The 26,646-nt window shown below is 40.3% G+C and carries 27 protein-coding genes; 7 read left to right on the top strand and 20 right to left on the bottom strand.

Annotation, left to right across the window (positions count from 1 at the left end; translation table 11 throughout):
- Positions 1 to 6: 6 nt before the first annotated feature.
- The 15 genes from pseF to ACEQZT_RS08145 are packed head-to-tail and all read right to left on the bottom strand — an operon-like array spanning position 7 to position 15,668.
- The gene (gene pseF, locus ACEQZT_RS08215) at positions 7 to 693 is read right to left on the bottom strand and encodes a pseudaminic acid cytidylyltransferase (RefSeq protein ID WP_370088950.1); all 687 of its coding nucleotides are present in this window, start codon (positions 691 to 693) and stop codon (positions 7 to 9) included.
- The gene (pseC, locus tag ACEQZT_RS08210) at positions 686 to 1,876 is read right to left on the bottom strand and encodes a UDP-4-amino-4,6-dideoxy-N-acetyl-beta-L-altrosamine transaminase (RefSeq protein WP_370088949.1); all 1,191 of its coding nucleotides are present in this window, start codon (positions 1,874 to 1,876) and stop codon (positions 686 to 688) included. The genes pseF and pseC overlap by 8 nt, the downstream gene beginning before the upstream one ends.
- A complete protein-coding gene (gene pseB, locus ACEQZT_RS08205) occupies positions 1,876 to 2,886 on the bottom strand; it encodes a UDP-N-acetylglucosamine 4,6-dehydratase (inverting) (RefSeq protein ID WP_370088948.1) in 1,011 nt (336 codons plus the stop codon). Before pseB ends, pseC begins: the two co-directional genes overlap by 1 nt.
- Positions 2,879 to 3,961: a Wzz/FepE/Etk N-terminal domain-containing protein gene (locus ACEQZT_RS08200; protein ID WP_370088947.1), complete on the bottom strand. Its 1,083-nt coding sequence runs from the start codon at positions 3,959 to 3,961 to the stop codon at positions 2,879 to 2,881. Before ACEQZT_RS08200 ends, pseB begins: the two co-directional genes overlap by 8 nt.
- Complete coding sequence (locus ACEQZT_RS08195) at positions 3,961 to 6,462, bottom strand: SLBB domain-containing protein (RefSeq protein ID WP_370088946.1); 2,502 nt, start codon at positions 6,460 to 6,462, stop codon at positions 3,961 to 3,963. Before ACEQZT_RS08195 ends, ACEQZT_RS08200 begins: the two co-directional genes overlap by 1 nt.
- Positions 6,459 to 7,229 carry a 3'(2'),5'-bisphosphate nucleotidase CysQ gene (cysQ, locus tag ACEQZT_RS08190; RefSeq protein ID WP_370088945.1) on the bottom strand — a complete coding sequence of 257 codons (771 nt, stop codon included), beginning with the start codon at positions 7,227 to 7,229 and terminating at the stop codon, positions 6,459 to 6,461. The genes ACEQZT_RS08195 and cysQ overlap by 4 nt, the downstream gene beginning before the upstream one ends.
- A complete protein-coding gene (cysN, locus tag ACEQZT_RS08185; protein WP_370088944.1) occupies positions 7,226 to 8,485 on the bottom strand; it encodes a sulfate adenylyltransferase subunit CysN in 1,260 nt (419 codons plus the stop codon). Before cysN ends, cysQ begins: the two co-directional genes overlap by 4 nt.
- A gap of 21 nt (positions 8,486 to 8,506) precedes the next feature.
- Complete coding sequence (gene cysD, locus ACEQZT_RS08180) at positions 8,507 to 9,412, bottom strand: sulfate adenylyltransferase subunit CysD (protein ID WP_370088943.1); 906 nt, start codon at positions 9,410 to 9,412, stop codon at positions 8,507 to 8,509.
- Positions 9,409 to 10,011, bottom strand: coding sequence for an adenylyl-sulfate kinase (gene cysC / locus ACEQZT_RS08175; RefSeq protein WP_370088942.1), 603 nt, complete (start codon positions 10,009 to 10,011; stop codon positions 9,409 to 9,411). Before cysC ends, cysD begins: the two co-directional genes overlap by 4 nt.
- Positions 9,998 to 11,251: a nucleotide sugar dehydrogenase gene (locus ACEQZT_RS08170; protein WP_370088941.1), complete on the bottom strand. Its 1,254-nt coding sequence runs from the start codon at positions 11,249 to 11,251 to the stop codon at positions 9,998 to 10,000. The genes cysC and ACEQZT_RS08170 overlap by 14 nt, the downstream gene beginning before the upstream one ends.
- A 38-nt stretch (positions 11,252 to 11,289) precedes the next feature.
- Positions 11,290 to 12,234, bottom strand: coding sequence for a UDP-glucuronic acid decarboxylase family protein (locus ACEQZT_RS08165; protein WP_370088940.1), 945 nt, complete (start codon positions 12,232 to 12,234; stop codon positions 11,290 to 11,292).
- Positions 12,234 to 12,785: a dTDP-4-dehydrorhamnose 3,5-epimerase gene (gene rfbC / locus ACEQZT_RS08160; protein ID WP_370088939.1), complete on the bottom strand. Its 552-nt coding sequence runs from the start codon at positions 12,783 to 12,785 to the stop codon at positions 12,234 to 12,236. Before rfbC ends, ACEQZT_RS08165 begins: the two co-directional genes overlap by 1 nt.
- A complete protein-coding gene (gene rfbA, locus ACEQZT_RS08155) occupies positions 12,782 to 13,645 on the bottom strand; it encodes a glucose-1-phosphate thymidylyltransferase RfbA (RefSeq protein WP_370088938.1) in 864 nt (287 codons plus the stop codon). The genes rfbC and rfbA overlap by 4 nt, the downstream gene beginning before the upstream one ends.
- 3 nt (positions 13,646 to 13,648) lie before the next feature.
- Positions 13,649 to 14,707, bottom strand: coding sequence for a dTDP-glucose 4,6-dehydratase (rfbB, locus tag ACEQZT_RS08150; protein ID WP_370088937.1), 1,059 nt, complete (start codon positions 14,705 to 14,707; stop codon positions 13,649 to 13,651).
- Between the two features lie 22 nt (positions 14,708 to 14,729).
- On the bottom strand, positions 14,730 to 15,668 hold the full coding sequence (locus tag ACEQZT_RS08145; RefSeq protein ID WP_370088936.1) for an SDR family oxidoreductase: 939 nt from the start codon (positions 15,666 to 15,668) through the stop codon (positions 14,730 to 14,732).
- A 108-nt stretch (positions 15,669 to 15,776) separates the two neighbouring features.
- On the opposite strand from ACEQZT_RS08145, the gene ACEQZT_RS08140 reads away from it, so the two are divergent.
- From ACEQZT_RS08140 to ACEQZT_RS08110, 7 genes are read left to right on the top strand one after another with little or no spacing between them, the layout of a single operon-like run.
- Entirely contained in the window at positions 15,777 to 16,427 is a 651-nt protein-coding gene (locus ACEQZT_RS08140; protein WP_370088935.1) for a heme exporter protein CcmB, read from the top strand.
- Between the two features lie 11 nt (positions 16,428 to 16,438).
- On the top strand, positions 16,439 to 17,101 hold the full coding sequence (gene ccsA / locus ACEQZT_RS08135) for a cytochrome c biogenesis protein CcsA (protein WP_370089541.1): 663 nt from the start codon (positions 16,439 to 16,441) through the stop codon (positions 17,099 to 17,101).
- A complete protein-coding gene (locus tag ACEQZT_RS08130) occupies positions 17,094 to 17,300 on the top strand; it encodes a CcmD family protein (RefSeq protein WP_370088934.1) in 207 nt (68 codons plus the stop codon). Before ccsA (ACEQZT_RS08135) ends, ACEQZT_RS08130 begins: the two co-directional genes overlap by 8 nt.
- Positions 17,297 to 17,704 (top strand): cytochrome c maturation protein CcmE, encoded by a 408-nt coding sequence (locus tag ACEQZT_RS08125; RefSeq protein ID WP_370088933.1) that lies wholly within the window; start codon positions 17,297 to 17,299, stop codon positions 17,702 to 17,704. Before ACEQZT_RS08130 ends, ACEQZT_RS08125 begins: the two co-directional genes overlap by 4 nt.
- A 23-nt stretch (positions 17,705 to 17,727) precedes the next feature.
- Positions 17,728 to 20,217, top strand: coding sequence for a cytochrome c biogenesis protein CcsA (gene ccsA / locus ACEQZT_RS08120; protein WP_370088932.1), 2,490 nt, complete (start codon positions 17,728 to 17,730; stop codon positions 20,215 to 20,217).
- A gap of 36 nt (positions 20,218 to 20,253) precedes the next feature.
- Positions 20,254 to 20,979 carry a Rossmann-like and DUF2520 domain-containing protein gene (locus ACEQZT_RS08115; protein ID WP_370088931.1) on the top strand — a complete coding sequence of 242 codons (726 nt, stop codon included), beginning with the start codon at positions 20,254 to 20,256 and terminating at the stop codon, positions 20,977 to 20,979.
- The gene (locus tag ACEQZT_RS08110) at positions 20,976 to 21,827 is read left to right on the top strand and encodes a geranylgeranylglycerol-phosphate geranylgeranyltransferase (protein ID WP_370088930.1); all 852 of its coding nucleotides are present in this window, start codon (positions 20,976 to 20,978) and stop codon (positions 21,825 to 21,827) included. The genes ACEQZT_RS08115 and ACEQZT_RS08110 overlap by 4 nt, the downstream gene beginning before the upstream one ends.
- On the opposite strand, the gene ACEQZT_RS08105 is transcribed toward ACEQZT_RS08110, so the two are convergent.
- The 5 genes from ACEQZT_RS08105 to ACEQZT_RS08085 all read right to left on the bottom strand — a co-directional run bounded on the left by ACEQZT_RS08105 (position 21,820) and on the right by ACEQZT_RS08085 (position 26,645).
- A complete protein-coding gene (locus tag ACEQZT_RS08105; RefSeq protein ID WP_370088929.1) occupies positions 21,820 to 22,335 on the bottom strand; it encodes a DUF456 domain-containing protein in 516 nt (171 codons plus the stop codon). The genes ACEQZT_RS08110 and ACEQZT_RS08105 overlap by 8 nt on opposite strands.
- On the bottom strand, positions 22,335 to 22,913 hold the full coding sequence (locus tag ACEQZT_RS08100) for a GNAT family N-acetyltransferase (protein WP_370088928.1): 579 nt from the start codon (positions 22,911 to 22,913) through the stop codon (positions 22,335 to 22,337). Before ACEQZT_RS08100 ends, ACEQZT_RS08105 begins: the two co-directional genes overlap by 1 nt.
- Positions 22,913 to 24,073, bottom strand: a complete 1,161-nt coding sequence (locus tag ACEQZT_RS08095; RefSeq protein WP_370088927.1) for an AIR synthase related protein — start codon at positions 24,071 to 24,073, stop codon at positions 22,913 to 22,915. The genes ACEQZT_RS08100 and ACEQZT_RS08095 overlap by 1 nt, the downstream gene beginning before the upstream one ends.
- 27 nt (positions 24,074 to 24,100) lie before the next feature.
- Positions 24,101 to 26,017 carry an OmpA family protein gene (locus tag ACEQZT_RS08090; RefSeq protein WP_370088926.1) on the bottom strand — a complete coding sequence of 639 codons (1,917 nt, stop codon included), beginning with the start codon at positions 26,015 to 26,017 and terminating at the stop codon, positions 24,101 to 24,103.
- A 145-nt stretch (positions 26,018 to 26,162) separates the two neighbouring features.
- Positions 26,163 to 26,645: a hypothetical protein gene (locus ACEQZT_RS08085; RefSeq protein ID WP_370088925.1), complete on the bottom strand. Its 483-nt coding sequence runs from the start codon at positions 26,643 to 26,645 to the stop codon at positions 26,163 to 26,165.
- Between the last annotated feature and the right edge of the window lies 1 nt (position 26,646).

Raw genomic sequence — 26,646 nt, 5'->3', positions numbered from 1 at the left:
GTGTATTTAGCTCTTACTCAACTGAAATTTCATTTCAGCCAATTTCCAATCTATCTCTGTATCTATATCCTGAACATCCGTCTCTGGTAAAACCACGCAACCTGAAGAAGAAGAAAAAAGAGCAGTTTCATCCTGAAATTTATGTACATCAATCCAATACCACTGTCCTGCGTCATGATAGGTTTTTTCTAAGTCTTGAGAACGACTATTTAATTTGCTTGGCCAAATCATTTCCGCATGTGAATTGGAAATTTTCAACGCTCTCCAAATTGGATAGCTGAATTGTACAACTGGAAATACTGAAGTGAATTTTTCACCAATAAGTTTATCAAATCCTTTTATTAAAGCATCGGATTGAACAAATGGGGCGGTAGGGTAAATGCAGCAAGCGTATTCAAATACTTTTGATAATTTGCGGTATTCGCTAAGCACTTCCAAGATAACACTTGAAGTTGATGCAAAATCATCAGAATTTTTGTTCGACCTAAAAAATGGAACAACGGCATTAAAAGCCTTTGCCACATTTGCTATTTCTTCATCATCTGTAGATACCATTACCTCATCGAACAAGCCCGATTCCCTTGCTGCCTCAATTGAATAAGAGATGATTGGCTTCCCACAGAAATCTCGAATGTTTTTTCTTGGAATTCTCTTACTCCCTCCTCTAGCGGGTATTATACATAAATTACCCATAAAACTGATTAATCGAATCAATCACATATTGTATTTCCTGATCACTTAGAGTAGGATACATTGGAATGCTTAAACATCTCTTATAATATGATTCAGCATTTTCTAGATCACCCTCATTCCATCCTAAAGATCGGTAGTAAGGCATCAAATGGCAAGGTATATAATGTACTTGTGCGAAAATATGTTTACCCCTCAAATAATTATACAAACCTAGTCGGTCATCTACTTCTATTACGTACAAATGGTAGGCATGGCCTTCCACCATTCCGGACTGCCCCTTAATAAATGACCTATCCTTAAATGCATTATAATATTTAGAAGCAATTTCCCTCCTTCTCAGCAAACCTTCATTTGCACGTTTCAATTGACTCTTACCAAGAGCTGCCTGAATATCAGTTAACCGGTAGTTATATCCAAGATCTTGCATTTCCATATACCATGCAGGATATTTTACTTCGTCCTCTACTCCACTTGCAAATGATGATGAATTTATGAAGCTTTTAGTATCCCGATTAATACCATGTGTTCTTAACTTCATCAATGTATTGTAAAGTGATTCATCATTGGTAGTGATCATTCCTCCCTCCCCTGACGCAATATGTTTGACTGGATGAAATGAAAAAATAGCTAAATCAGCAAACGATCCATTTCCACAGTTTTGAACACTTTGATGACTGTCGATAAAGAAACCCCCTGGAGCATGGCATGCATCTTCAATAATCCACATGCCAAATTCATTTGCAATTTCTCTTAATGACTCCATATCTACAGCTCTCCCTGCAAAATCAACTGGAACGATTCCTGAGAATGTACCCTGAGGGTACTCTAACAGCAACTTTCTAACATAATCCAAGTCAATCAAATACGTGTCTGGCTCTATATCCGAAAAAACAACCTCTCCACCACAGTATTGAATACAGTTTGCAGAAGCAGCAAACGTAATTGGAGAAGTGATAACTTTTTGTCCACTAGATACACCAAGAGCTAGAGCACTTAAATGAAGAGCAGCAGTCCCACTTGATACTGCAACTGCATATTTACATCCTATGTAATTAGCAAAGGTCTTTTCAAATTCATCGATTCTAGGCCCCTGAGTTAGAAAATCCGACTTTAGTGCCAGAACAACCTCATTAATATCTTCCTTTGTGATATTTTGTTTCCCATATGGAATGACTTCTGACATCAAACTTCAAAATTATGGTCGACATGTTCTTTAATAAGCTTTCTTAACGAATCTACTGATTCCCACTCTGAATTCTCGCCTGAATTATATTGGAAGCCTTCAGGAACCTTTACAGCCTTAAATTCTCTAATAAACTCATCTAAAGACCACTTATGAGTCGCTGGTATAATAGCATAATATTTTCCTAAATCATAAGTGTAGAACGAGTCTGAAGCCGTAATCATTTCCTCGTGCACTTTTTCTCCTGGCCTTATACCTACCACAGGTTTGTCGCACTCTGGACCGATGGCCTCTGCTACGTCAAGAATCTTATATGATGGAATTTTAGGAACAAACAGTTCACCCCCCCAAGCACTCTCAAGAGCATGCATAACCATATCAACACCACCTTGAAGGGATATATTAAACCTAGTCATCTTAACATCAGTGATAGGTAATACACCTTCCTTTTTCTTCTCTATAAAGAATGGAATAACGGAACCATTTGAACCCATAACATTTCCATACCGAACAACTGAAAAACGTATTGGATTATCTCCCTTTATATTATTTGCAGCAATAAAGAGCTTATCTGATGTAAGTTTGGTAGCTCCATATAAGTTTATTGGTGCACAGGCTTTGTCTGTTGATAATGCAACGACCCTTTTCACTTCTGTTTGAAGTGAGGCGTGAATCACATTTTCAGCTCCACCAATATTGGTCTTGATACACTCATCCGGATTATACTCAGCGATGGGGACATGTTTCATAGCTGCAGCGTGAATAACATAATCAACTCCCTTGAAAGCACGAACCATTCTTTCTCGATCTCTCACGTCCCCTATCAAAAAACGAACCTGAGGATATTGATTATGGGGGTATTCTTGAGCCATCTGAAATTGCTTCTGCTCATCTCTTGAATAAATAATTAGCTTCCTGACGTTGGAATGGCTGGTAAGTATGTGCTTTGTTAGGGCTTTCCCCAACGATCCCGTTCCCCCAGTAATTAGGATGACTTTATCTTTATACATGCCTAAATATCATTGATCTTGTTAAAATATATGCCGTCGAAATAAACAAACTCGAGATAATGAAAGCAATCATTAAGATTCCTCTTTTTGGGCTGCTTTTATCTTCAGGAATTCTTACTGGTTCCAAAACAGTAAATACTGGTGTCTCTTGATTTACGTGAATTTTCGCCTGTTCTAACTGGCTTGCTAAGCTTTTATAGACCTCAAAAGATATATCCATATCATTCTGAAGTCTTTTAAATTCTACCTGGGCTAAAGCATTTGTAAGGTTTCTATTGCGATTAGTAAACCTTGCAACATCTGCTTGCTTTAACTGGTATATCGATTTAGCTTTTTCAAACTCTAGTCTCACAAATTCCAAGTTAGCTTTTGCTTTTTCAACCTTATACTTTGTAATGTAATTTGTCAATTCATCCAACATTAATTTAGAAATTTGAGCCGATGCTATTGGATCTGGCATTTCTACTTTAATAGTGATCAAGCCAGTACTACTTTCAACTTCTACAGAAATTCTCTCTGCAAAATTTTTCATTATACTCCAATCTTCCTTACTATACCTTGTCAATTCAAGACCTCTATCAGAAGAATTGGATCTACTTGTGTACATATTCTTAATTTTACTTGGCAGTCCAATTGTATATTCTGCAACATAACCAAGTAGTGAAGGACGATCAATTTCCTTAAAGTATGTGAAACTGCTAAGTGTTGAGTCCAATCTTTCAAAATACGTCGGCTCATTAATCAATTTTCTAAGAAATGGCTCACTATTCACAATTTCTGGAAAAAGCTCCGGACTTAGTACCTGTCCCCCACCACCCAATGATGAGAGGTCAAACCCTGCCAAGCCTGCCAAGCCTCCAAGGCCTCCTAAATCTGGAAGAGATCCCTCTTGACTCTCAGATAAAAGTTTAGCACTTGCTTCATACTCCACCTTAGATGTAAAAGCAATAATTAATCCCAGAACAGTAAAAATTCCCGTTATTTTGACAATAAACCTTCGCCGAGACCAAATTGCTCGTGAAAGCTCCAGCAAATCTATTTCATCATCTTGGACTATTTTGTTTTCCTCACTCATCAGTTTGCTCGTATTTGAGTAATTACTAATACTAAGGTTGCTAAAGAAGAAGTGATTCCAATCAATGTTTGTGCATTTAAAGGTTGTCTCTCTCTCACTCGTTGAGGTACAATAACCTCTGCTCCGGGCTCCAGCTTTGGATAATTTTTAAAGAATAAGAAACTTCTTGTTCGCTCCGCAGAACCATTTGCATAAATAACATAGGTTTTTCTAGGACGTGCGTCATCGGTAAATCCCCCTGCTTGAGAGATGGCTCTTTTAGCACTCATCCCAGGCTCATGCCTTACGGTATTAGGATACAAGATGCTGCCCCTAACTCGAACCGTTTGGATTTTTCGAGGAATACTTATTACATCACCATCCTTCAGTATTAAGTCATATTTTGAATCAGGATTTGATAATGATTCCTCTAGATTTATTCCAATGCTTTCCTTTTGACCAAGTTGATTAACCTTTTCATCCACGTCCCTTTTCTGGAGATCTTTAAGACGTTTGGATCTAAAAAGATCGGCTTCTAAGTCTTCTCCTACATCCATAGAGGTGGTATCCTCAAAATATTCACTTCTCCTTAAAATGGTTGCACCATGTGCATAAGCAAACTCAGTCAACCCGCCTGCTCTTGAAATTAAATCTGAAATTTTATCTTCACGGGTTTCTAATGCATAGAACCCTGGATAAAGAACCTCTCCTTCAATTTTCACCAAACGCTGTGAATGATAAAATGATGATCGCTTGATCAAAACCACATCAAAAGGTTTCAATTCGAAATTTGAAGCACTATCAGAAATTGATAGTTTTTCATTTATTTGGAATGTATAAATCCTCGATGTTTGTTCTAGGCTTTGCTCGTTTGAACTAATCTGCCTTGCCACTTCCACTACTGACTTATTCGCCGATTCCTTAAAGCCGCCAGATTGGGTGATGATATCTTCTACTGTCATTCCATCTAAATACTGGTAAGTTCCTGGCGACCTTACCTCACCTTTTACTTGAATCACCTGATTTTCTCTTAAATCGAATATAGATTGAATTACAACCTGATCATCTCTCATAAGCAAGATATCCTGATCTCCATTTACAATTGATTTAAGATCAAAAGAGATGTTCTTTAATGTTAAGTCCTTCTTCCTTCTAAAGATATTGCCCCGCCCAAGAAATGCATCCTCTTTAAGTCCTTCAACACTCTCCAGCAAATCTGAAAGCATCATACCCTCTGTCAATTCATAAGCACCAGGACGCATGACCGCTCCCGTTATTGTTACTCGGTTTTTGAACCTTTCGGCAATCTTGCCAATATTGATAGAATCTCCATTTTGAAGTATGGCTTCCTCAAAGTCAGATTTTGATACCGTCACCAAAGCCCTTTCTTTTCCTGTTGAACGTTGAATTACAATTTTTTCCTGATAGGCCTCACCTTGAAATCCTCCTGAATAGGTAAGCAATTTTTTGAGTGTTTCTCCTTCTTTCAATTCAAATTGAGCTGGAAACTTTATTTTGCCAGTAAGACTCACTCGATTAATATATGGATCAACAACCACTTGATCCCCGTCCTGAAGAATTGGATTGGAAGCAAGTTCCGGATAGAACAGGTAATCATAAATATCAAAAACGGCTACATTCTTACCGCTTCTAACTAGCCTGATATTTCTGTAAGAGCCAGTTTCGGATGGGCCACCAGCAAGATAAAGGGCATTGAGAATGTTGGAGAAAGAATTGAGTGTATAAGTGCCCGGCCTTTCAACATGCCCAACAAGATTTACTTTGATAGTTCTAATATTACCAACTGTTATTTGGGCAAATGTATTTGGATTACGGCCTTCAAGTCCTGAATAAATGGAAGCAAGTTTCTTCGTTATTCTGGTTCTTGCTTGCTCAACAGTAATACCACCAACGCTAACAGGACCAATTCCTGAAATGATGATCTGACCATCAGGTGAGATTGTATTCTGGTAAGTCATCTCAGACGCGCCGTAGATATCTATTATCAATTCATCTCCAGCTCCAAGTAAGTAATCCTTAGGTGTTGGAATGTTAAGGCTACCAGAAAAAGAAATTTCCTGATCCATCATGCTCTTGAACATCTCACTTCCGAAAATAGAAAACTCGGCTTCATCTTGCTTTAGCAGATCCTCCAGTTTAAAATCATTCACATCCAAGAAAAAAGCACCCATTGGATCTTGCCTAAGTCTATCCTGCTTTGCATCCAATGCTCCTTGCACCTGACTAGCCATTTCTGGCTGTAATTGATATATTCTGGCTCTTAACTTTGAAATTTCAGTTTCAGACATTCCTCTTTGCCTAGCCAGCGCCTCAAGCTGAGTTTGAGACATTCCTGATGACTCAGCTCTTTTAACAAAAGCTCTAATTTGTTCATCTGAAAGAGCGTCCACTTGAATGCTTTGCAAATCTATACTCGAAGGATCTTGACTAGCCCCCTCGAAAGAAAGTGTAAGCAAAATCAAAAAGAAAAAAAGAAATATTGCTCTTGGTGATCGATTCATCGCGGCAAAACTATAAAGTATGGATTTAACAAGTTCATTTTATTATAGGATAGTGAAGTAACCATATCCTCGAGAGTTACTCTCCCACCCGCCTCTGTCACAATAACATGTGCTGCTGCTGTATCCCACTCCATGGTTGGCCCAAACCTGGGATAAACATCAGCTTCTCCTGAGGCTACTAACAAAAATTTCAAGGAGCTACCTTTAGAAACAATTTGAGGATCGATCAATTTAGAAACATACCCCTCTGTTTCAGTGCTCATATGGGACCTGGATGCAACCACCCTTAACCCTGACTCTGTTAAAGCTTTTTTGGTTGTAGACAACTTTTTGATTTCTCCATTGGATTGTAAGTATGCACCCTGACTATCTAAGGCCCAATAGAGGTCCCCCAGCACTGGTGGATAAACAACACCTAAGACCGACTTCTCTTTATGGATAAGAGCAATGTTGACCGTAAACTCCCCATTCTTTTTAATGAATTCTTTTGTTCCATCCAAAGGATCTACCATCCAAAAGTATTCCCATTGGACGCGTTCGTCAAATGATATATTCCTTCCTTCCTCACTTAAAATTGGGATATCTGTCTCCTTAAGAAATGAAACAATTTTATTGTGAGCAGCTTTATCAGCAAGCGTTAGTGGGGAGTCATCAGATTTAGCCTCCACGGAAAAATCTCCAGACTCGTAGATTTTGAGAATATCTGCTCCAGCCGCTAATGCTGCCTTTTTTGCTATTTCAAGAAGTGGGTCTAAGTTCAAACTCATATAATCATTCCGGCCGCAACCGTTTCGTTGGTTCCCTCATCAACCAGTATCAAACTTCCCGTATTTCTGTTCTTTCGATAGGAATCTACAAGTAAAGGCCTGGTAGTTCTAAGCTGTGCTCTGCAAATATCATTTGCTGTTATGTCCTTATTCTCCTCATTTCTATGAAGTGTATTAATGTCAAGCTTGTACTTGATTTCTTTTATCATCGCCTTAGCTTCAGCAGAGGTATGCCTTATGGTATATTTCGATCGTGGCTGAGGGCCCTTATTGTTCAGCCAGCACAGCATTACATCAATATCTTGCTTAGGTTCGGGCTGATTGTTGGTTCTAACAATCATATCACCTCGACTAATATCAATATCATCCTCCAATGTGATGGTAACAGACATTGGGGCAAATGCCTCATCAACCTCACCATCAAACGTATCTATGGTTTTTATTTTTGAGTTAAACCCAGAAGGAAGCACCGTTATTTCATCTCCCGGCTTAAAAACTCCTCCAGCAATCCGACCAGCATATCCTCTGTAATCATGATATTCATCTGTTTGAGGTCTGATCACCGTTTGTACAGGAAAGCGACAATCAATGTGATTATGATCGCTACCTATATGAATATTTTCCAGTGTATAAAGAAGCGTGGAGCCTTCGAACCACTTCATATTCTCACTTCTATTCACAACGTTATCGCCTTTTAACGCACTTATTGGAATAAACTGCACATCCTTCACATCAAGCTTAGAAGCGAAGTTTTCAAAACTGGTTTTTATCTCATTGAATTTGTCTTGATTATAACCTACAAGATCCATTTTGTTGACACAAACAACAATATGAGGAATCTGTAAAAGCGATGCAATGATCGCGTGACGGCATGTTTGTTCAACGACACCATTGCGAGCATCAATTAAAATAAGCGCAACATTGGCGGTCGATGCTCCAGTCACCATATTTCTGGTGTATTGAATATGCCCCGGTGTATCAGCGATGATAAACTTTCTTTTTGGTGTAGCAAAGTATCTATAGGCAACATCTATTGTTATTCCTTGCTCACGCTCATCCTTTAGTCCATCCGTTAGTAAAGCCAGATCGACTTCAGTTGCTCCCCTCCTTTCACTTGTTTGCCTTACCTGATCCAACTGATCCTCAAAAATGGATTTTGAGTCATAAAGTAGCCGACCGATTAGCGTACTTTTCCCGTCATCAACACTCCCTGCAGTGGTGAAACGTAGCAGTTCCATATCTAAATAACCTTCCATATCTTATTTGTGATAGTGATTTTAAAAGTAGCCTTCTTTTTTGCGATCTTCCATAGCTGTCTCTGAGCGTTTATCATCGGCTCTGTTGCCTCGCTCTGTATGTCTAGCCGCCGCTACCTCCTCGATAATTTTTTCGTAAGTATCTGCCTCTGATTCTACCCCTCCGGTAATGGTAATGTCCCCAAGAGTTCTGAACCTGAGTTTTTTACTAACAACTTCCTCCGAATCTTCAATTTGTATGAAATCTGAAACCGGAAGCCATGTATTATTCCTCCATATTACATCACGCTGATGAGCAAAGTATAAAGACGGTATCGCGATATTTTCTGCCATGATGTACTGCCACACATCCATCTCTGTCCAGTTACTCAAAGGAAATACACGAAAATGCTCTCCGTAATTTTGCTTTCCGTTAAATATATTCCATAGTTCAGGCCTCTGGTTTTTCGGATCCCACTGTCCAAACTCATCCCTGTGTGAAAAGAATCTTTCTTTAGCTCTGGCTTTTTCTTCATCACGTCTTGCTCCACCAATACAAGCATCGAATCCATACTCCTCAATTGTATCTAAGAGGGTTACTGTCTGTATGGCGTTTCTACTAGCGTTTCGCCCTTTCTCTTCTGCAGCTCTCCCATCGTCTATTGATTTCTGGACCGACCCAACAATGAGCTTAACACCCAGTTCCTTTACCAGATCATCCCGAAACTTCATCGTTTCAGGAAAGTTGTGGCCAGTATCGATATGGACAAGCGGAAAAGGCATCTTAGCGGGATGAAATGCTTTTCGTGCCAAGTGCGTAACGCAAATAGAATCCTTACCCCCTGAAAATAAAATTGCAGGATTTTGAAACTGAGCGACTACCTCTCTTAAAATGTAGATTGACTCAGCTTCCAATTCTTTCAAATGAGTCAGATTATAGTTTCTCATAAGCTTATTTTCGGTTCTATTTTCTTAATCAATTCCGCCAGACAATCTTCCAAGCTGTCATCGGCAGTATTTACTCTAATATCGGGATTTTCTGGCTCTTCAAATGGAGAACTGATGCCGGTAAAAAATTTTATCTGCCCTGCACGAGCTTTTTTATAAAGGCCTTTTACGTCCCTTTCCTCACACACTTCTAGTGGACAGTCTACATGAATCTCTATGAAATTCTCAGGTCCGACCAAATCACGTGCCGATTTTCTATCACTTTTAAAAGGGGATATGAAAGCTGTCAAAACAATAACCCCAGCATCAATAAACAGCTTTGCTACTTCGGAAATTCTTCTAATATTCTCCTGCCTGCTTCTGTCTGAAAAATCCAGGTCATTATTTAACCCGCTACGAATGTTATCACCATCCAGTATATACGTACTGTAATCCTTATTGTGAAGATGTACTTCTAATGCACTAGCCAAAGTGGACTTACCTGAACCAGATAACCCAGTGAACCATAGCACCTTTGGTTGATAACCATTCTTAGCCACTCGATCAGATTTTGTGATGGAATGGGAATGAGGAATTATATTTTCTTTATAGTCTCCCATCAACCAATCGTTTTGGTAGTAAGCTTTTTACGTCATATATGACAGATGTCTCTTTTCTTAACTGATCCCAGTCCAATTCTAAAAACTCTTTATGCGCTACCGCCAAAACAATGGCATCATAGCCAGAAGTAATAGACGTGGTTAAATTAAGACCATACTCCTCTTCAACCTGAACTGAATTTGCCTGGGGGTCATGGATGTCAACATTAATTCCATAGGAAACCAACTCTTCATAGATGTCAATCACCTTCGTATTTCTAGTGTCGGGACAATTTTCTTTGAAGGTGAATCCAAGAATAAGAACACTTGAATTATTTCCAAGTCGATTCTTCTGTCCAAGAAGCTTAATGATCTTTTGAGCTACATATTGCCCCATTTGATCATTTATTTTTCTGCCCGAAAGAATTACCTGTGGATGATACCCCACAGATTCTGCTTTTTGAGTGAGATAAAAGGGATCGACCCCTATACAGTGACCTCCTACAAGACCTGGTTTAAACGGGAGGAAATTCCACTTTGTAGCAGCAGCTTCCAAAACTTCAGTTGTGTCAATTTCAAGCTTATCAAAGATGAGAGCTAATTCATTCACGAATGCAATGTTGATATCACGCTGTGAATTTTCTATTGCCTTAGCTGCTTCTGCAACTTTTATAGATGGGGCATTGTAAGTCCCAGCACTAATGATCGATTTGTAAAAGTCATCAATATCTTTTGACGATAATTCATTACTACCACTTGTAACTTTCAATATGTTGCTTATCCTATGCTCTTTATCTCCGGGATTTATCCTTTCCGGCGAATAGCCACAAAAGAAATCATTGTTGAATTCAAGTTCGCTTCCGGCTTCTAAGATCGGCACACACACTTCCTCCGTACAGCCAGGAAACACAGTAGATTCATAGACAACTATATCTCCCTTTTTTAAGACTTGGGATATCATCTCTGTGGCGCCAATAATCGGTCTTAAATCAGGGTTTTTATTTTGATCAACAGGCGTTGGAACCGTGACTATATAAAAATTACATTCCTTTAAATCTGTGGCGTCTAAAGTATAGGACAGTTTTTCAGCTAAACTCAATTCTTCAGAATTGACCTCCAAGGTTCTATCGATTCCGGATTTCAATTCACTGATTCTATCTATATTAATATCAAAACCAATAGTGGGATGTAGCTTCCCACTTTCAACTGCAAGCGGTAGCCCTACATAGCCAAGTCCTATAATTCCTACTTTATATTCCACTAAAAAATAGATTCAGGGAGCAAAAATAGGACAAAAACTTACCCTAGCACCTTTTTTTGGAAATATTCCAAAGTGGGTTTCAACCCCTCTGCACGGGTAAACTTTGGCTCCCAATCCAAAACTTTCTTTGCCAGGCTAATGTCCGGCTTACGTTGCTTAGGATCATCTTTAGGTAAATCTTTATAAATGATTTTTGATTTGGAACCGGTCAATCTTAAAATTTCCTCGCCGAACTCTTTAATAGTGATCTCTTCAGGATTTCCAATATTCACTGGCTGCTCATAGTCGCTCTTCAACAGTCTGTATATTCCTTCCACCAAATCATCAACATAAGTGAATGATCTGGTTTGAGACCCATCGCCGAAGGTTGTCAAATCCTGACCTCTTAGTGCCTGAGAAATAAATGCTGGCAATACACGGCCATCATCGAGTCGCATACGTGGGCCAAAAGTGTTAAAAATACGAACGATCCTAGTTTCCAACCCGTGAAATGTATGATATGCCATCGTAAGAGCTTCTTGAAATCTCTTCGCTTCATCATACACACCACGTGGACCAACCGGATTTACATTTCCCCAGTATTCTTCATTTTGTGGATGAACAAGTGGATCACCATAAACCTCCGAAGTAGAGGCAATTAACATCCTCGCGCCCTTCTCTTTAGCAAGTCCCAAACAATTTAAGGTTCCAAGTGAGCCAACTTTCATTGTCTGGATTGGCATCTTTAAATAGTCGATCGGGCTGGCGGGGGAAGCGAAGTGTAGGATGTATTTTAGATCTCCTGGAACATGCACATATTTCGATACATCATGATGCTGAAACTCAAAATCCTTATGTCCCAATAAGTGTTCAATGTTAGCCATATCTCCTGTTATCAGGTTGTCCATGGCAATAACATAGTAACCTTCTTTAATAAATCTATCGCAAAGGTGCGATCCCAAAAATCCGGCCCCTCCGGTAATAAGTACTTTTTTCTTTGACATTAAAAATCGAGATTTAATTGTGATAGGAGTGGTAAATTTTGATCTTTTTCAGACAATATAATTTCTTCTTCAGGGATACCCCAGCTTATACTTATTTCAGGATCTGAATAGATAATCCCTGAATCATGCTCTCTTGAATAAAGCTCATCTACTTGATACATTAGCTTAGCATGATCAGTTAAAACAAGAAAGCCATGAGCCATCCCTTTGGGGATATAAAAGTGTTTTTTATTGTGTGCTGAAAGCCGTACCATAGCGTATTGTTGAAATGTTGGAGAATCCTTTCTTAGATCTACAGCAACATCCAAAACTTCACCTTCAACACATGAGACTAATTTGGCCTGAGCTTTATCTCCAGTTTGAAAATGCAAACCTCTTAACACTCCTCTAGAAGAGCGTGATTGATTGATTTGTTTCACATCAAAGTCAAAACCAGTGGCTTTCTTAAACTTTACTGCATTGAACCCTTCATAGAAGTACCCACGCTCGTCTTCAAAAACATCAGGTTCCAACACCCAACAATCTTTCAGATTGGTTTTCTCGGCTTTCATTTTGAAATCATTTTAAGCAGATAATCTCCGTACCCACTTTTTTCAAGAGGTATCGCCAACAATTGGAGTTGTTCTTTGGAAATATAATTCATCTTGTACGCTACTTCTTCAATACAACCTACTTTCAAACCTTGTCTTTCTTCAATCACTTGCACAAAATTTCCAGCCTGCATGAGTGAAGCAAAGGTGCCAGTATCTAGCCATGCTGTTCCACGGTCAAATACCTGAACATTTAATTTTCCTTGTCTTAAATAATGATTGTTAATATCTGTTATTTCTAACTCTCCCCGAGGACTTGGCTTTATATTTTTAGCAATTTCAACAACCTCATTGTCATAATAGTAAAGTCCCGGAACTGCATAATTGGACTTAGGTTGTCGGGGTTTTTCCTCGATGGAAATTGCTTTTTGACCTTTGTCAAATTCCACTACCCCATAGCGTTCGGGATCGTTTACATGGTAGGCGAAAACGACACCCCCATTAGGGTTTGCACAAGCTTGCAACTTTTTGGAGAGTCCTGAGGCATAGAAAATATTATCACCCAGAATAAGAGCCACACTATCACTCCCAATAAAATCAGCACCAATTATGAATGCTTCCGCCAGCCCCTTTGGTTCTTCCTGAATTGCATAGGAAAATGAACATCCAAGCGAGGAACCGTCACCTAATAATTCTTTAAAAACAGGCAAATCTCTTGGAGTACTGATTATCAGAATTTCATTTATCCCAGACAACATAAGGGTTGACAAGGGATAATAGATCATTGGTTTATCATACACAGGTAAAATCTGCTTACTTACAGCATAAGTCAATGGGTGCAATCGTGTGCCAGACCCTCCTGCTAAAATAATCCCTTTCATATTCTACCTATTTGAATAGTGATCATCGTAATATTTTAAGTAATCGCCTGAGGTAACATCTTGCAGCCATTGTTCATTATCGAAATACCAATCTACTGTCTTACTTAAGCCTTCTTCAAACTGCAAAGACGGTTCCCACCCTAATTCTTTATTAAGCTTGGAGGCATCTATTGCGTATCGTAAATCATGACCAGCACGATCCTTTACATATGTAATTAATTTTCGAGAAGTACCTTGTGCATTACCTAGTTTTCGATCCATAATATCACACAAAAGGTTCACTAGGTCAATGTTTTTCCACTCATTAAATCCCCCGATATTGTAGGTTTCGCCATTCTTTCCTTTTTCGAATATCAACTCAATTGCTCTTGCATGATCTTCAACATAAAGCCAATCACGAATATTCTCTCCTTTTCCGTAAACAGGCAGTGGTTTCCCATTTCGAATATTATGGATCATGAGGGGAATCAACTTTTCAGGGAAATGATTTGGGCCATAATTATTAGAACAATTGGAAATCACAAATGAAAGGCCGTAAGTATTGCCATAGGCTCTTACAAAATGATCGGATGCAGCTTTGGATGCTGAGTATGGTGACTGAGGGTAATATGGGGTGGACTCTGTAAATAACCCTTCCTCCCCAAGTGATCCGTAAACCTCATCTGTTGAAACGTGATAAAATCTCCTATTTGATTTCTCCTTCCACGAATCTTTCGCGGCATTTAGCAGATTTACTGTGCCAACCACGTTCGTTTGGATAAATTCCATTGGATTGGAGATAGACCTATCTACATGAGATTCAGCAGCAAGGTGAATCACTCCAGCAAAATCAAATTTGACGAATAGTTCATTTATAAATTGAACATCACAAATATCTCCTTTAACAAATTCATAGTTCTCGTCACTCTCAACATCTCTTAAATTCTCTAAATTCCCAGCATAGGTTAGTTTATCCAGATTAACTACTTTGTATTTATCAGATTTAATAAACCGTCGCACAACATGGGATCCAATGAACCCAGCACCGCCAGTTATAAGTACCAATGATTTTTCTCTATCCATATAAACTAAAATTACGTTAACTTCAGTTTTTATACCAATCTATCGTATCCTTCAATCCCTTTTTTATCGAGTATTCTGGATCATAACTTAGCATTTCTCTTGCTTTCGAAATATCTGCCAAGCTATGTTTTATATCTCCTTCTCTTTCTTTTTTGTATAATGGTTTTATATCTACGCCCACTATTTCATTAATATAGTCCACAAGCTCATTCAACGTTGTTCGATCACCGCATGCTACATTATAAACCCCATTGAATTTATCTGCGGAAGCTTCAAGTGCTTTTATGTTGGCTTGAACTACATTTTTCACAAAGGTAAAATCCCTGCTGTGATTTCCATCCCCATTTATGATCGGTTGATTCCCGGAAAGGATTGCTTTAATAAAAAGTGGAATAACAGCAGCGTAGGCTCCATTTGGGTCTTGCTTGGGCCCAAACACATTAAAATATCTTAAGCCAATGGTATTTAAACCATACACTTTTTGAAAAACGTCTGCGTAAATCTCATTTACCAACTTAGTAACCCCATAAGGAGAAATGGGCTTCCCTATCTTGTCTTCTCTCTTTGGCAGTTCTTGCGAATCTCCGTACGTAGATGAAGAGGCTGCATAAATCACTCTTTCAACCTCATTTTCCACGCACGCCTTAAATACGTTTAATGTGCCTTCAACATTTACTCGATTTGAAGTGATCGGATCTTTAATAGAACGTGGCACAGAACCAAGAGCGGCCTGATGCAATACCCCATAGGTGCCTTTCGTACATTTCAATAAAAGATTGTAATCGAGAATGTCTCCTTCGATAAACTCAAAGCGTTGATTATCTAAAAATTCCTCTATGTTCTTTTTGGAACCTGTTGAGAGATTATCCAAGCAGACAACCTGATAGCCTTTTGAAAGAAGCTCTTCAATCAAATTAGATCCGATAAAACCCGCACCCCCGGTTACAAGAACTTTTTTCATTGCTGTTACAAATTCTTCAGAAATGGTCTGAATGAAATTTACGCAATGCTAAAGTGAATGTGAAGTATATGCAAGGTATGCGCTACTTTGAATTTACTTTTGCTCCCTGTGCAACGGATAATACAACTCATAAAGAAAGATCTGGTAGTCGATTGGAGACAGCAGAATCCTATTTCCGGAATTCTACTGTATCTCGCATCGACCATTTTTGCGGCCTACATGGCTTTTAGTGGTTTTGTTTCAGTAGAGGTTTGGAATATTCTTTTTTGGATCATTCTACTTTTCACCTCTATCAATGCCATTGCAAAAAGCTTTATTCAAGAAGAACGAAGGGCACACTATTACTTTTTCCTGTGTAAACCACATGAAATAATCCTGGCAAAACTTATCTACTCATTCCTTTACCTTACTTGCATTGCAGTCATCTCATTTTTCATCTATTCGATTTTGCTTGGGAATCCGGTTATTAATTACCCGACCTTTCTTTTGAATTTGGTGTTGGGCTGCATCGGGTTGAGTTCTGCTTTTACTATGGTTTCTGCTATCGCCTTTAGGACAAATAATCGCTCCATTATGATGGCTGTTTTGGGTTTCCCAATCATCATTCCTGTGCTCATCTTATCCATAAGCAATAGCTATAAAATCCTTGATGGATTTATCCTCATGCAGATTCAGGGTAATATGGCTACTCTCTTCTCGGTCGATGTGATTATCATTGCGCTCACATTCGTTTTGTTCCCTTTTACCTGGAAATCGTGATGGGCTATTTACTGAAAAAAGACTGGTGGAAATGGTTGTGTGTGGTGCTCTTGACTTACACAGTAATTGGAGGGTTGATGTTTCCTGTACCCAGACTACCCATCCTTAATGAAACCATACGTGCACTTCATTTTCACGTTCCAATGTGGTTTGGAATGATCTTTCTTTTTTTAGGATCTGTGATCCATGCCATCAAGCACCTAAGAACTGGAGATAATAAGTTTGATACGTATAGTGTACACCTTGCCAATATGGGAATTGCTTTTGGCGTGTTGGGGATTCTTACCGGAATGGTTTGGGCAAATTATACCTGGGGCGAACCCTGGAGTAATGATCCAAAGCAAAATGCTTCTGCGATTTCATTGCTTATTTACCTGGCCTACTTTGTCTTAAGGGGTTCGATTCAGGATGAGCAGCAGAGAAACAGAATCTCTGCGGTATTCAACATATTCGCATTTTTCATGATGATTCCTTTGATATTCATTCTGCCGAGAATGTCCGACAGTTTGCACCCTGGCAACGGTGGAAATCCCGGATTCAATGCATATGATTTAGATAGCAACCTGAGAAAGGTGTTTTACCTCGCTGTGGTAGGATGGACTTTGCTAGGATTTTGGATGACCACTATTGCGATCCGACTTTCATTGACTAAACAAAAACTTGAAGATGCTTAAATATATTTTAGGAATTTTAATGGCTATTGGAACTCAATTTGCTCAAGCTCAGGTTGAGATGGCGGATGATTTTCGCGGAGAAGGAAAAATATATGTGGTGATCGCCATCATCCTTGTCATCCTTGGAGGTTTTTTCTTTCTGTTATTCAAACTGGACAAGCGATCGAAGCGTTTAGAAAAGGAAATTAAGGAGAAATGAAAAAGAAGTACATAATTGCTATTGTGGTAATAGCTGTAGCCATCACAATGATCATTTCTATGGCTGGTGATGCGAGTACTTATGTATCCTTTGGAGAGGCGAAAGAGCTATCAGAAAAGGGATTCAAAAAGAGCATTCATGTGGTGGGAGAGCTACCTAAAACTGCATCCGGCGAGGTAATTGGCATTCAAGAAAGCCCTGATAAGCTTTCATTTAAGTTTGAGATGATTGATGAGAAGGGGGTGAAACAGCAAGTACTTTTTGCTGAACCTATTCCAACAGACTTCACCAGATCGGAGCAGGTCGTAATTGTGGGAGCGTACCAGGGCGACAAATTTATTGCTGAAAAAATCCTACTCAAGTGTCCTTCGAAATACCAGGAGGAACCTGAATTCACAAGTTAAAACCCGGCTAAAAACCAGCCAATATGATACACTACTTTGAGGGACAATTAGGACATGCGTTTGTCATTATCGCATTTGTTTCAAGTATGCTTTCCGCATATGCCTATTTCAAAGGAAGAAATCAGGATACCGAATGGACAGCTTTTGGTTCCAAAATATTTTATGTTCATTCGTTTGCTGTCATTGGTATCATTGGAACGCTATTTTACCTGATAACCAACCACTACTTTGAATACCACTATGTATACAGCCACAGCTCGAAAATACTGCCTATCTATTATCAAATCTCCTGCTTTTGGGAAGGTCAGGAAGGCTCATTCCTCTTATGGATGTTTTGGAATGCTGTCTTAGGCATCATCCTGATCAATACAAATAAGTTCTGGAAAGCTCCTGTCATGTTCGTGATGGCGCTTACGCAAGTATTCCTTTCTTCAATGATTCTTGGCGTGGTAGTCCTCGATATCAAGTTGGGAAGCTCACCATTTATGCTTTTGAGAGAAGTAATAGACGCTCCAATTTTCAAAACCAATCCTAATTTTATCCCTGAAGATGGAAATGGATTGAATCCACTATTGCAGAATTATTGGATGGTGATTCACCCTCCGACACTATTCTTGGGGTTTGCCACGACTGTTATCCCATTTGCTTATTGCATAGGTGGATTGATTATCGGGAAAAATAAAGAATGGATCCGCCCTGCGCTTCCATGGGCGCAATTTTCTGCGATGATTCTTGGAGTGGGAATTTTGATGGGTGCTTATTGGGCATACGAAACACTCAATTTCGGTGGCTATTGGAACTGGGATCCGGTGGAAAATGCCATCTATGTGCCATGGCTTGTTTTGGTAGCCGCAATACACGTGATGATTGCTTATAAGAAAAGTGGAGCGGCTTTAAAGATGTCACTAATCCTTGTAGTGGCTTCATTCATTTTGGTTCTCTATGCCACTTTTCTTACCCGAAGTGGAATACTCGGTAATTCATCAGTCCACTCATTTACCGACTTAGGGTTGTCAGGTCAGTTATTGATTTACCTTCTCGTTTTCTTGGCCTTATCCATTTTTATGATTGCGAAAAGATGGAAAGACATCCCCACTTCCAAAGAAGAAACTTCCACCTATTCCCGAGAGTTTTGGATATTCATGGGTGCGGCTACATTATGCTTAATGGCATTTCAGGTGCTCGCCGGAACATCCATCCCTGTTTACAATAAAATAGCAGAGTCTCTGGGGTTTGAGCTAAATATGGCTCCCGCCACAGACACCTTTACAGCTTATTCACTCCCTCAGCTTCTCCTTTCAATCATTCTTGCCATCCTCTCGGGGACTGGGCAGTTTTTCTGGTGGAAGAAGATGGATAGCAAAAAGCTGAAAGCAGAATTGACAACTCCGTTTGTTATCTCTTTGGTAATCTCGGGACTGGTGATTGCCCTTGCTCAAATCAGCGATCCATACTATCTAATTCTGCTGATTGCCTGCACATACTCCATAGTTGCCAACGCGAAGATTTTCATTGGTGTAGCCAAGTCAAACATCAATTTATCAGGTGGATCAATCACACATATAGGAATTGCCATGATGCTGGTTGGAATCCTTTTTTCCAGTGGATATTCCACGATTCTTTCTACCAACTATACCTCTATGGTGTGGAGCTCGGAATTTCCTGAAGAGGTAAACAGAGACAACCTTTTACTCTTCATCAATGAGCCACGCCAAATGAAGGAATATTCCATGATCTATCGAGGCATAAGAAAAGATACGAGAGAGGAAGGGTTTGTTGATCAGAATGATCTTATACCAACAACCAATCCACTTAAGGTGGTGAGAAAGGGAAGTGCAGATACACTAACGTTAATAAATCCTGAAAACAGCTATTTTGAAGTGGAGTATCATACCGAAGAAGGTAAACAGTTCACCCTATTTCCGAGGGTTCAAATCAATACAGCTATGGACATGATTGTGTACTCTCCGGACATTAAAAGAAAGCTTAGTGCCGACATGTATACCCATGTTCGAACTTTCCCTGACCCTGATCAGGAGCCAGACTGGAGTGACCCAAAAGAGATTAAAGTGACTATCGGTGACCAGTTTTTCATCAATGATTATGTGGCCAATCTCGAGCGAATGGAGCCGATTTCTGAGATCGATGGAACTCCTCTTTCGGCGGGAGATGTGGCGGTAAAAGCCGTGATAAGAGTGCAAGGAGAATATCAGAATTATGATGCCGAGCCCATCTTCCTCATCCGTAATCAAGAGTTTGTGGGTAGGATAGATGATCAGGTAAATGATCTTGCGTTTAGAATATCCATTCAGAATATTTTACCTCATGAAAATGCTGTAGTGCTAGCCTACCAGACCACTCAAAAAGACTGGATTATCATGGAGGCCGTGAAGAAGCCTTGGATCAATCTGCTATGGATTGGCACCTTTTTACTTGTGATCGGTTTTGTGGTGGCGATACGCCGTAGGTATCTCGAATTTGTAAAAATGAGAGATAAAGGAGTAGAGGCATAGTTCATTTTTTGAGGTTTTATCTTCTATTTTTACTTAATGAGCAAGGTAGCAATCATTGGGTATGGAAATGTTGGCTATCATTTGGCCAATCGTATCTCCTCCAAAAGACATGAAGTAACTATTTTTTCAAGATCTCAATCTGAGGATTTTGTTTTGGCAATGGATCAGCTGGATTCAAATGCGTTTGACTTTATTATTTTAAGTGTGCCCGATGGTGAAGTGAAAAATGTGTCGGATCAGATAGAGATGTCAAATGCAGTTGTTTTGCACACATCTGGTGCTCGCCCAATTGCTGATTTAGCCAAGCATGAGAAACATGGCGTCATGTATCCACTTCAAACATTTAGTAAAACAAAGGATATAGACTTTACCAGCTTCCCTGTATTTGTGGAGGGCTCTGACGCGGGAGAGAGAGATATTTTCACATTCGTGAGGAGCTTTAGCAACGATGTAAGGTTGCTTACTTCCACCAATCGATCAAAGCTTCATTTGGCAGCTGTATTTGCCTGCAACTTCAGCAATCACATGTTTCACCTGTCAGAAAAGTTGCTGGCTGACCTGGATATGACATTTCAGGATATTCAGCCTTTGGTAGAGGAGACACTTAAAAAAGCAATTGAGCTGAATCCATCCAAGTCTCAGACAGGACCAGCGATGCGAGAGGATGAAGCAACCATAGCCAGGCACTTGGAGATGCTAAAGGATGAACAAATGAAAAATATTTACCGTTTGATCACCGAGAGCATTCAGGACATCAAGTGAAAATCACCACCAAAGACATTCTTGGATTTCTTCGAGCCAGCCGGATTCCAAATCTTATCATCATCGGGCTGACCCAGTTTATCACCGCCTATTGCCTCCTGGATAAAACATTCTCTTCTCTTGCAAAACCAGATTTTCTAATCTTCATACTCAGCACAGGCATGATCGGCGCGGCTGGTTACATCATCAACGACTATTTCGATCAGAAAATAGACATGGTCAATCGTCCGGACAAAGTGGTCGTTGGTACTACATTTCGGCGAAGATTCGCACTATTTTCTCATCTGGCACTCACTTTCATTGGAATTTCTTTGGGCTTTGCCATTGACCCTGCTGTAGGTGCTATCCATATTTTTTCCGCAGGAGCGCTGTGGATGTATAGCATCGTTCTTCGAAGATGGTTGCTCCTGGGCACGCTCACGGTGGCATTCCTTGCATGTCTTACGTTGCTTTTGGTGATGGTCTACTTTAGGGAATTCAACCTCTTAGTAGTAGCTTATGCTATGTTTGGGTGCGTCATCATTTTTATTCGGGAGAGTCTCAAAGACATCATCAGCGCAAAAGGCGAAGTGCAGTTTGGAATTCAATCCGTTCCGATAGTGTGGGGTATTCGTGGAGCGAAGGTTTTCATTTACCTAGCTGGATTAGCGGGAGTTGGCGGCCTCACTTATTATCTCTTATCAATTCCGAATTGGAACGTGAGATATTTCTTCTTTGGAGTACTACTCTTCATTTTTTGGATCGCTTATCGCCTGGCTGTGGCAGACAAAATGAGCGATTTCAAAACTGTAAAGGTCTACATCGATATCATCATCATAGCAGGGCTCTCAAGTATGTTCCTCATTTGAGCATTTCCGAGATTACATTGATGGTAAAGCCACCCACTTTCCAGGCAATCACACCTCCAAGAATGATCGAATAAAGGAGCTTAAGTGAAGTGGCTGCTATAAACCCAAGGAAGGAACCAAAGCCAGATTTGAACGCTGACCTTATCCTGTTTCCTCCATACAGATCACCGATGATTGCTCCTAAAAGTGGACCTAAAACAATACCGAATGGGATGGGCAAGAGAACACCAGCAACCATGCCTATCATCCCACCTATGACACCTGCTTTAGTCCCACCAAATCTCTTCGTTGCGGCGACAGGTAAAATGTAATCAGTAATTACAATGATGGCACCAATGATGCCCCATATTACAAATGAAGTAGTCGAAAATTGGGTCTCGTTTGAAACAGCATGGATACAAAACATTCCGGCATAGGACAATAGGGGGCCGGGCAGTGGTGGAAGTATTGAAAATATGATACCTCCGGCTATTAGTAGTACCGACAGTATGACTAGGAGAGCTTCCACTAAAACTCTTTAAAAATGGTCTTACGGATTTCGGGCCATTCAGACTTGATGATGCTGTACACAACTGTATTTCGTCTTCTCCCTCCCTGCGTAGAGCGATGATTTCTTAACGTTCCATCATGCTTCGCTCCTATTTTCTCCATCGCCTTCCTTGATCGTACGTTCACCTCATCGGTTCGTAACTCTAACCGCTCAATATTCATTGCTTCGAATGCGTGATTGAGCATTAAAAATTTCATGTGCTTATTGATGCCAGAACCAATATATGCTTTTCCAAGCCACGTCCAGCCAATTTCTATTCCACCTTCAGCCCAATCAATATGGCCGTAACTCGTAGAGCCAATGATTTCACCGGTCTCATTTAGCTGCACAGAGTAGGTCATTTTCTCACCTCTTTCTGTTTCTTCTAGTCTTTTCATCATCCAGCCTTCCAGAGCATCGGGATTGGTTAAATCCTCCGTATACCAAGTCCAGACATCTTTATCTGAGCTCAGTTTACGCATTTCCTGAATGTGTGCTTTAGTGATCGGAAGTAATGTGATTTTACGATCCGAAAGAGGTATATAAAAATGTTCCATTAGTATTCAAAAACTCCATATTCAGACTGGATGATCAGCTCCTTCTTATCTGAAGCTTCCACTCGCCCAATGACCTGGGCATCTACATTGAAAGATCTCGCTATTTCAACGATTTCATCAGCAGATTCCTCAGCCACATAGACTTCCATTCGATGGCCCATGTTGAAGACCTTATACATTTCTTTCCAATCCGTTCCGCTCTCCTCATGAATCATTTGAAACAACGGAGGAGTTGGCAAGAGGTTGTCTTTTACCACCCTCACCTTGTCTACGAAATGCAATATTTTAGTTTGCGCACCACCACTACAATGCACCATCCCATGTATCTCTGATCGCAACTCTCTCAAAATTGATTTGATGATTGGACCATATGTCCTTGTAGGAGAAAGTACCAATTTTCCGGCATCTAGCGGAGCTCCCGGCACTTCGTCTGTTAGCTTTTTTGATCCACTGTAAACCAAGTCCATCGGCACTCCCTGATCGAAAGACTCTGGGTACTTTTCAGCGTAGATTTTGTCGAACACATCATGGCGTGCGGATGTAAGCCCATTGCTGCCCATTCCTCCATTGTATTCCTTTTCATAGCTCGCCTGACCATAAGAAGCCATACCAACAATGAGATCTCCCGGTTGTATATCTTGATTGTTTATCACCTCAGCACGTTTCATCCTGGCTGTAACCGTGCTGTCTACAATGATGGTTTTTACCAAATCCCCTACATCTGCCGTTTCCCCTCCCGTTGAGTTGATGTTGATGCCATTGTCCCTGAGCATCTGCAGCACTTCTTCTGTTCCATTGATGATCTCAGAAATGACCTCCCCAGGTATTAGATTTTTATTACGTCCGATTGTGGATGATAATAGAATGTTATCCGTACATCCGACACAGAGCAGGTCATCCACATTCATAATAACGGCATCTTGAGCTATGCCTTTCCAAACGCTGATATCACCAGTTTCTTTCCAATAGAGGTAGGCCAGAGATGACTTGGTGCCAGCCCCATCAGCATGCATAATCGTGCAGTACTCAGGATCTGCAGAAATATCCTCTACGATTTTGCAAAATGCTTTTGGGAAAAGGCCTTTGTCTATGTTTTTGATAGCCGAATGAACATCTTCCTTATCCGCAGAAACCCCGCGCTGTGCATACCGATCCGTCATGCTGTTTTTGTTTGCAAAGAAAAACGTTTATCCGTTTCCGTCACCCGAATCTTTGAAGAATCGATCATATTCATCCACTTGTTCGTCAGGTGGTAAGTCATCATTCCGGTCTCTTGGGTTGTATCGGAGTACTTTGAATTCGGTTCTTCTGTTCTTCTGATGCTGTTCCTCTGTCTGCGCATTTTTAATGATCAACTGCGTCTCGCCATACCCTTTGGCTACAATCCTTTCAGCATCTATACCTTCATTGATGATGTAGCGAACAGCAGACTGTGCTCTTTGAAGAGATAACCTTTTGTTGTAATCATCATCAGCCCTACTGTCTGTATGAGAGCCAAGTTCGATGTAAATATCCGGGTTGTCATTCATGATCTGCACAAGGCTATCCAAAACCAGTGCCGCATCCGGACGGATGTCATACTTGTCTAAGTCGTAGTAAATGTTCTCAAGGACAATTGCTTTCTCAAGCACTATCGGGTCCATCATAATCTTGGTCTCAAAAGTCACATTTGTGATGAATTCGGTAAGGGTAGATTTATCAACTGTCTTACCAATTGTGGTAAAATCTTTACGAACGGTGAAGTAGTCTGTTTTCTCTGAGATAAGGTCATAATGCTCCTCGGGGTATACCCGGAAATTGAAAACTCCATCACCTCCGGTGAATGCTTCATCAAGCACCTCCCCATTATCGGTAGTAAGGGAAACTTTGGTGTTGGGTAAAATAATCTCCAGTCCGGCATCATCCGTCGTTACGGTCGTTCCGGTAAGGAAGTAATTAACCACCTTCAGATCAGGATCATCATTGACAAAGGTGTAGATATCGTCATCGCCTTTTCCTCCCCTCCTGTTGGAAGTAAAAAAACCTTTTGTTAAATCAAATTGAAAAAGACCAAAATCATCGGCTGAAGAATTCATTGGCTTTCCCAGGTTCTCTATCTGCACATGTCCACCTTCGCGCACAGCTCGGAACATATCCAGCTTACCAAATCCAGGATGACCATCTGATGCGAAATACAAGCTACCATCTTCACTCACGAATGGAAACACATCGTCTCCGGCAGTATTAATCTCCGGTCCTAAGTTTCTTACATCAACCCATCTACCTCTTCTGTTTACTTTGGCCTGATATAAATCAGCTCCTCCATATCCACCCGGACGTGTTGAAGAAAAGTAAAGCGTGGTACCATCCGGGCTAAATGCAGGTGTGCTGTCCCAGGCTTCAGCCACATTAATAGATAGTGGCACAGGTTCCGACCATTTACCATTCCTGTACCGTGTGAAGAACAGATTTACCTCACTATAACCCTTTGCCTTACCATCGTTTCCTTTGGCAAAAATCATTGACGAACCATCAGGAGAAATCGCAACTGATCCCTCATTCGTATCAATGTGATTGATGATAGGATCAAGCGCAGTGAGCGTACTAAGATTCACATTGGCTCCCCTGGAAGCCACTCGGTAGATGTCTGTAAATGGGGTTCCTGTAGTTCTGTAAATTTTTCCACCATCACGATTGGAGGTGAAATAGAGGTAATTATTACTGTAAACCGGGGAGTATTCTGCCCTTTCAGTGTTTATCTCCTCAAGATTTTTTACACGATAGTAGCTTTCATTTTCTTTCAACTCATCAATCTTCCTTAAGTTTTCCAGCTCTTTTTCAGCCAGGTTTTTCGTCTTTATATCCCTGGCTTTAGGCAGATAATTATCCAGAACTTTTTGCGCCTCATCGTACTTCTGCTCTACTTTCAATCCCTGTGCAACATAGAGATGAGCTGCATCTTCGGGAGTTCCCTTATCAATTGCTGCCTGATAGAAAGGGATCGCCTCAACTAGCCGATTGGATTTTCGGAAAGCATCACCCACCATGATGTTTTCTTCTGGAGTGTTCTTCTCAGGTGAGTCGCCTAGCTTGGAGATTACTGCATCAAACTCGGCATTGTTCATGCTCTTTTCGAGCGAACAACTTGCTATAAATAGAACTAGTAAGAGATATTGAAGGATTCGCATATAAGGAATAACGAAAATCTTGTCCAGATGATTTTCCTGAAATTTAGCTAAAGCTAAAACAAGAAACGAACCAAAAGCCCTATTAGAAATATCTATTTACCCATGTATGCTGGCTTTCCTTCAACCATCGGGTTTTAAATTCAGCCACATTTTGAACCGTGTTATCAAAAACCAACGTTTCAGGCTTAATCACCGAGTTGGTGACTTGCGTTTTAAGTTGATTGAAAGGGTATAGACTTATCTCTTCATCCTGTAAAAAAGCAACCTGACTAGTAGTCATGAAGGATATCTTCAGTTCGTTTTCCAAAGCTTTTATCAAATGAACAGAGGCATCAATGCTGCATCCGCTAGCCTGACTAAAAGACTCATCTACCGAGATAATGAGAAACTGATCATAGGCCAACTGAAAAGAAGCCTTCAGATCCTGACCATGAGCCTGCCATTGATCTAAAAAAGACCTGGTGTTTACTTCTACAAACTGGACTTCCTCAGGAGTCAATTTTCTTTCTGCCTGGTATATCCACAATCGGGCATTGTCCGGCATTTCTTCAAATGGAATCAACATA

The organism is Ekhidna sp. (assembly GCF_964218185.1).
Classification (GTDB): Bacteria; Bacteroidota; Bacteroidia; order Cytophagales; family Cyclobacteriaceae; genus Ekhidna.
The sequence above is the reverse complement of the archived record's forward strand: the minus strand, read 5'-3'. Positions and strand labels throughout refer to the sequence as shown.

Bases quoted from the DNA above. Each gene is read 5' to 3' on its own strand.
- rfbC (WP_370088939.1), bottom strand. From the start codon at position 12,785: ATGAAAGCCGAGAAAACCAATCTGAAAGATTGTTGGGTGTTGGAACCT.
- cysQ (WP_370088945.1), bottom strand. From the start codon at position 7,229: ATGAGTTTGAACTTAGACCCACTTCTTGAAATAGCAAAAAAGGCAGCA.
- ACEQZT_RS08195 (WP_370088946.1), bottom strand. From the start codon at position 6,462: ATGAATCGATCACCAAGAGCAATATTTCTTTTTTTCTTTTTGATTTTG.
- rfbB (WP_370088937.1), bottom strand. From the start codon at position 14,707: ATGGATAGAGAAAAATCATTGGTACTTATAACTGGCGGTGCTGGGTTC.
- cysC (WP_370088942.1), bottom strand. From the start codon at position 10,011: ATGGGAGACTATAAAGAAAATATAATTCCTCATTCCCATTCCATCACA.
- cysN (WP_370088944.1), bottom strand. From the start codon at position 8,485: ATGGAAGGTTATTTAGATATGGAACTGCTACGTTTCACCACTGCAGGG.
- ACEQZT_RS08200 (WP_370088947.1), bottom strand. From the start codon at position 3,961: ATGAGTGAGGAAAACAAAATAGTCCAAGATGATGAAATAGATTTGCTG.
- pseB (WP_370088948.1), bottom strand. From the start codon at position 2,886: ATGTATAAAGATAAAGTCATCCTAATTACTGGGGGAACGGGATCGTTG.
- ACEQZT_RS08085 (WP_370088925.1), bottom strand. From the start codon at position 26,645: ATGTTGATTCCATTTGAAGAAATGCCGGACAATGCCCGATTGTGGATA.
- ACEQZT_RS08115 (WP_370088931.1), top strand. From the start codon at position 20,254: ATGAGCAAGGTAGCAATCATTGGGTATGGAAATGTTGGCTATCATTTG.
- ACEQZT_RS08130 (WP_370088934.1), top strand. From the start codon at position 17,094: ATGCTTAAATATATTTTAGGAATTTTAATGGCTATTGGAACTCAATTT.
- pseC (WP_370088949.1), bottom strand. From the start codon at position 1,876: ATGTCAGAAGTCATTCCATATGGGAAACAAAATATCACAAAGGAAGAT.
- ACEQZT_RS08090 (WP_370088926.1), bottom strand. From the start codon at position 26,017: ATGAACAATGCCGAGTTTGATGCAGTAATCTCCAAGCTAGGCGACTCA.
- ACEQZT_RS08145 (WP_370088936.1), bottom strand. From the start codon at position 15,668: ATGAAAAAAGTTCTTGTAACCGGGGGTGCGGGTTTTATCGGATCTAAT.
- ccsA (WP_370088932.1), top strand. From the start codon at position 17,728: ATGATACACTACTTTGAGGGACAATTAGGACATGCGTTTGTCATTATC.
- ACEQZT_RS08125 (WP_370088933.1), top strand. From the start codon at position 17,297: ATGAAAAAGAAGTACATAATTGCTATTGTGGTAATAGCTGTAGCCATC.
- cysD (WP_370088943.1), bottom strand. From the start codon at position 9,412: ATGAGAAACTATAATCTGACTCATTTGAAAGAATTGGAAGCTGAGTCA.
- ACEQZT_RS08165 (WP_370088940.1), bottom strand. From the start codon at position 12,234: ATGTCAAAGAAAAAAGTACTTATTACCGGAGGGGCCGGATTTTTGGGA.
- pseF (WP_370088950.1), bottom strand. From the start codon at position 693: ATGGGTAATTTATGTATAATACCCGCTAGAGGAGGGAGTAAGAGAATT.
- ACEQZT_RS08100 (WP_370088928.1), bottom strand. From the start codon at position 22,913: ATGGAACATTTTTATATACCTCTTTCGGATCGTAAAATCACATTACTT.
- ACEQZT_RS08095 (WP_370088927.1), bottom strand. From the start codon at position 24,073: ATGACGGATCGGTATGCACAGCGCGGGGTTTCTGCGGATAAGGAAGAT.
- rfbA (WP_370088938.1), bottom strand. From the start codon at position 13,645: ATGAAAGGGATTATTTTAGCAGGAGGGTCTGGCACACGATTGCACCCA.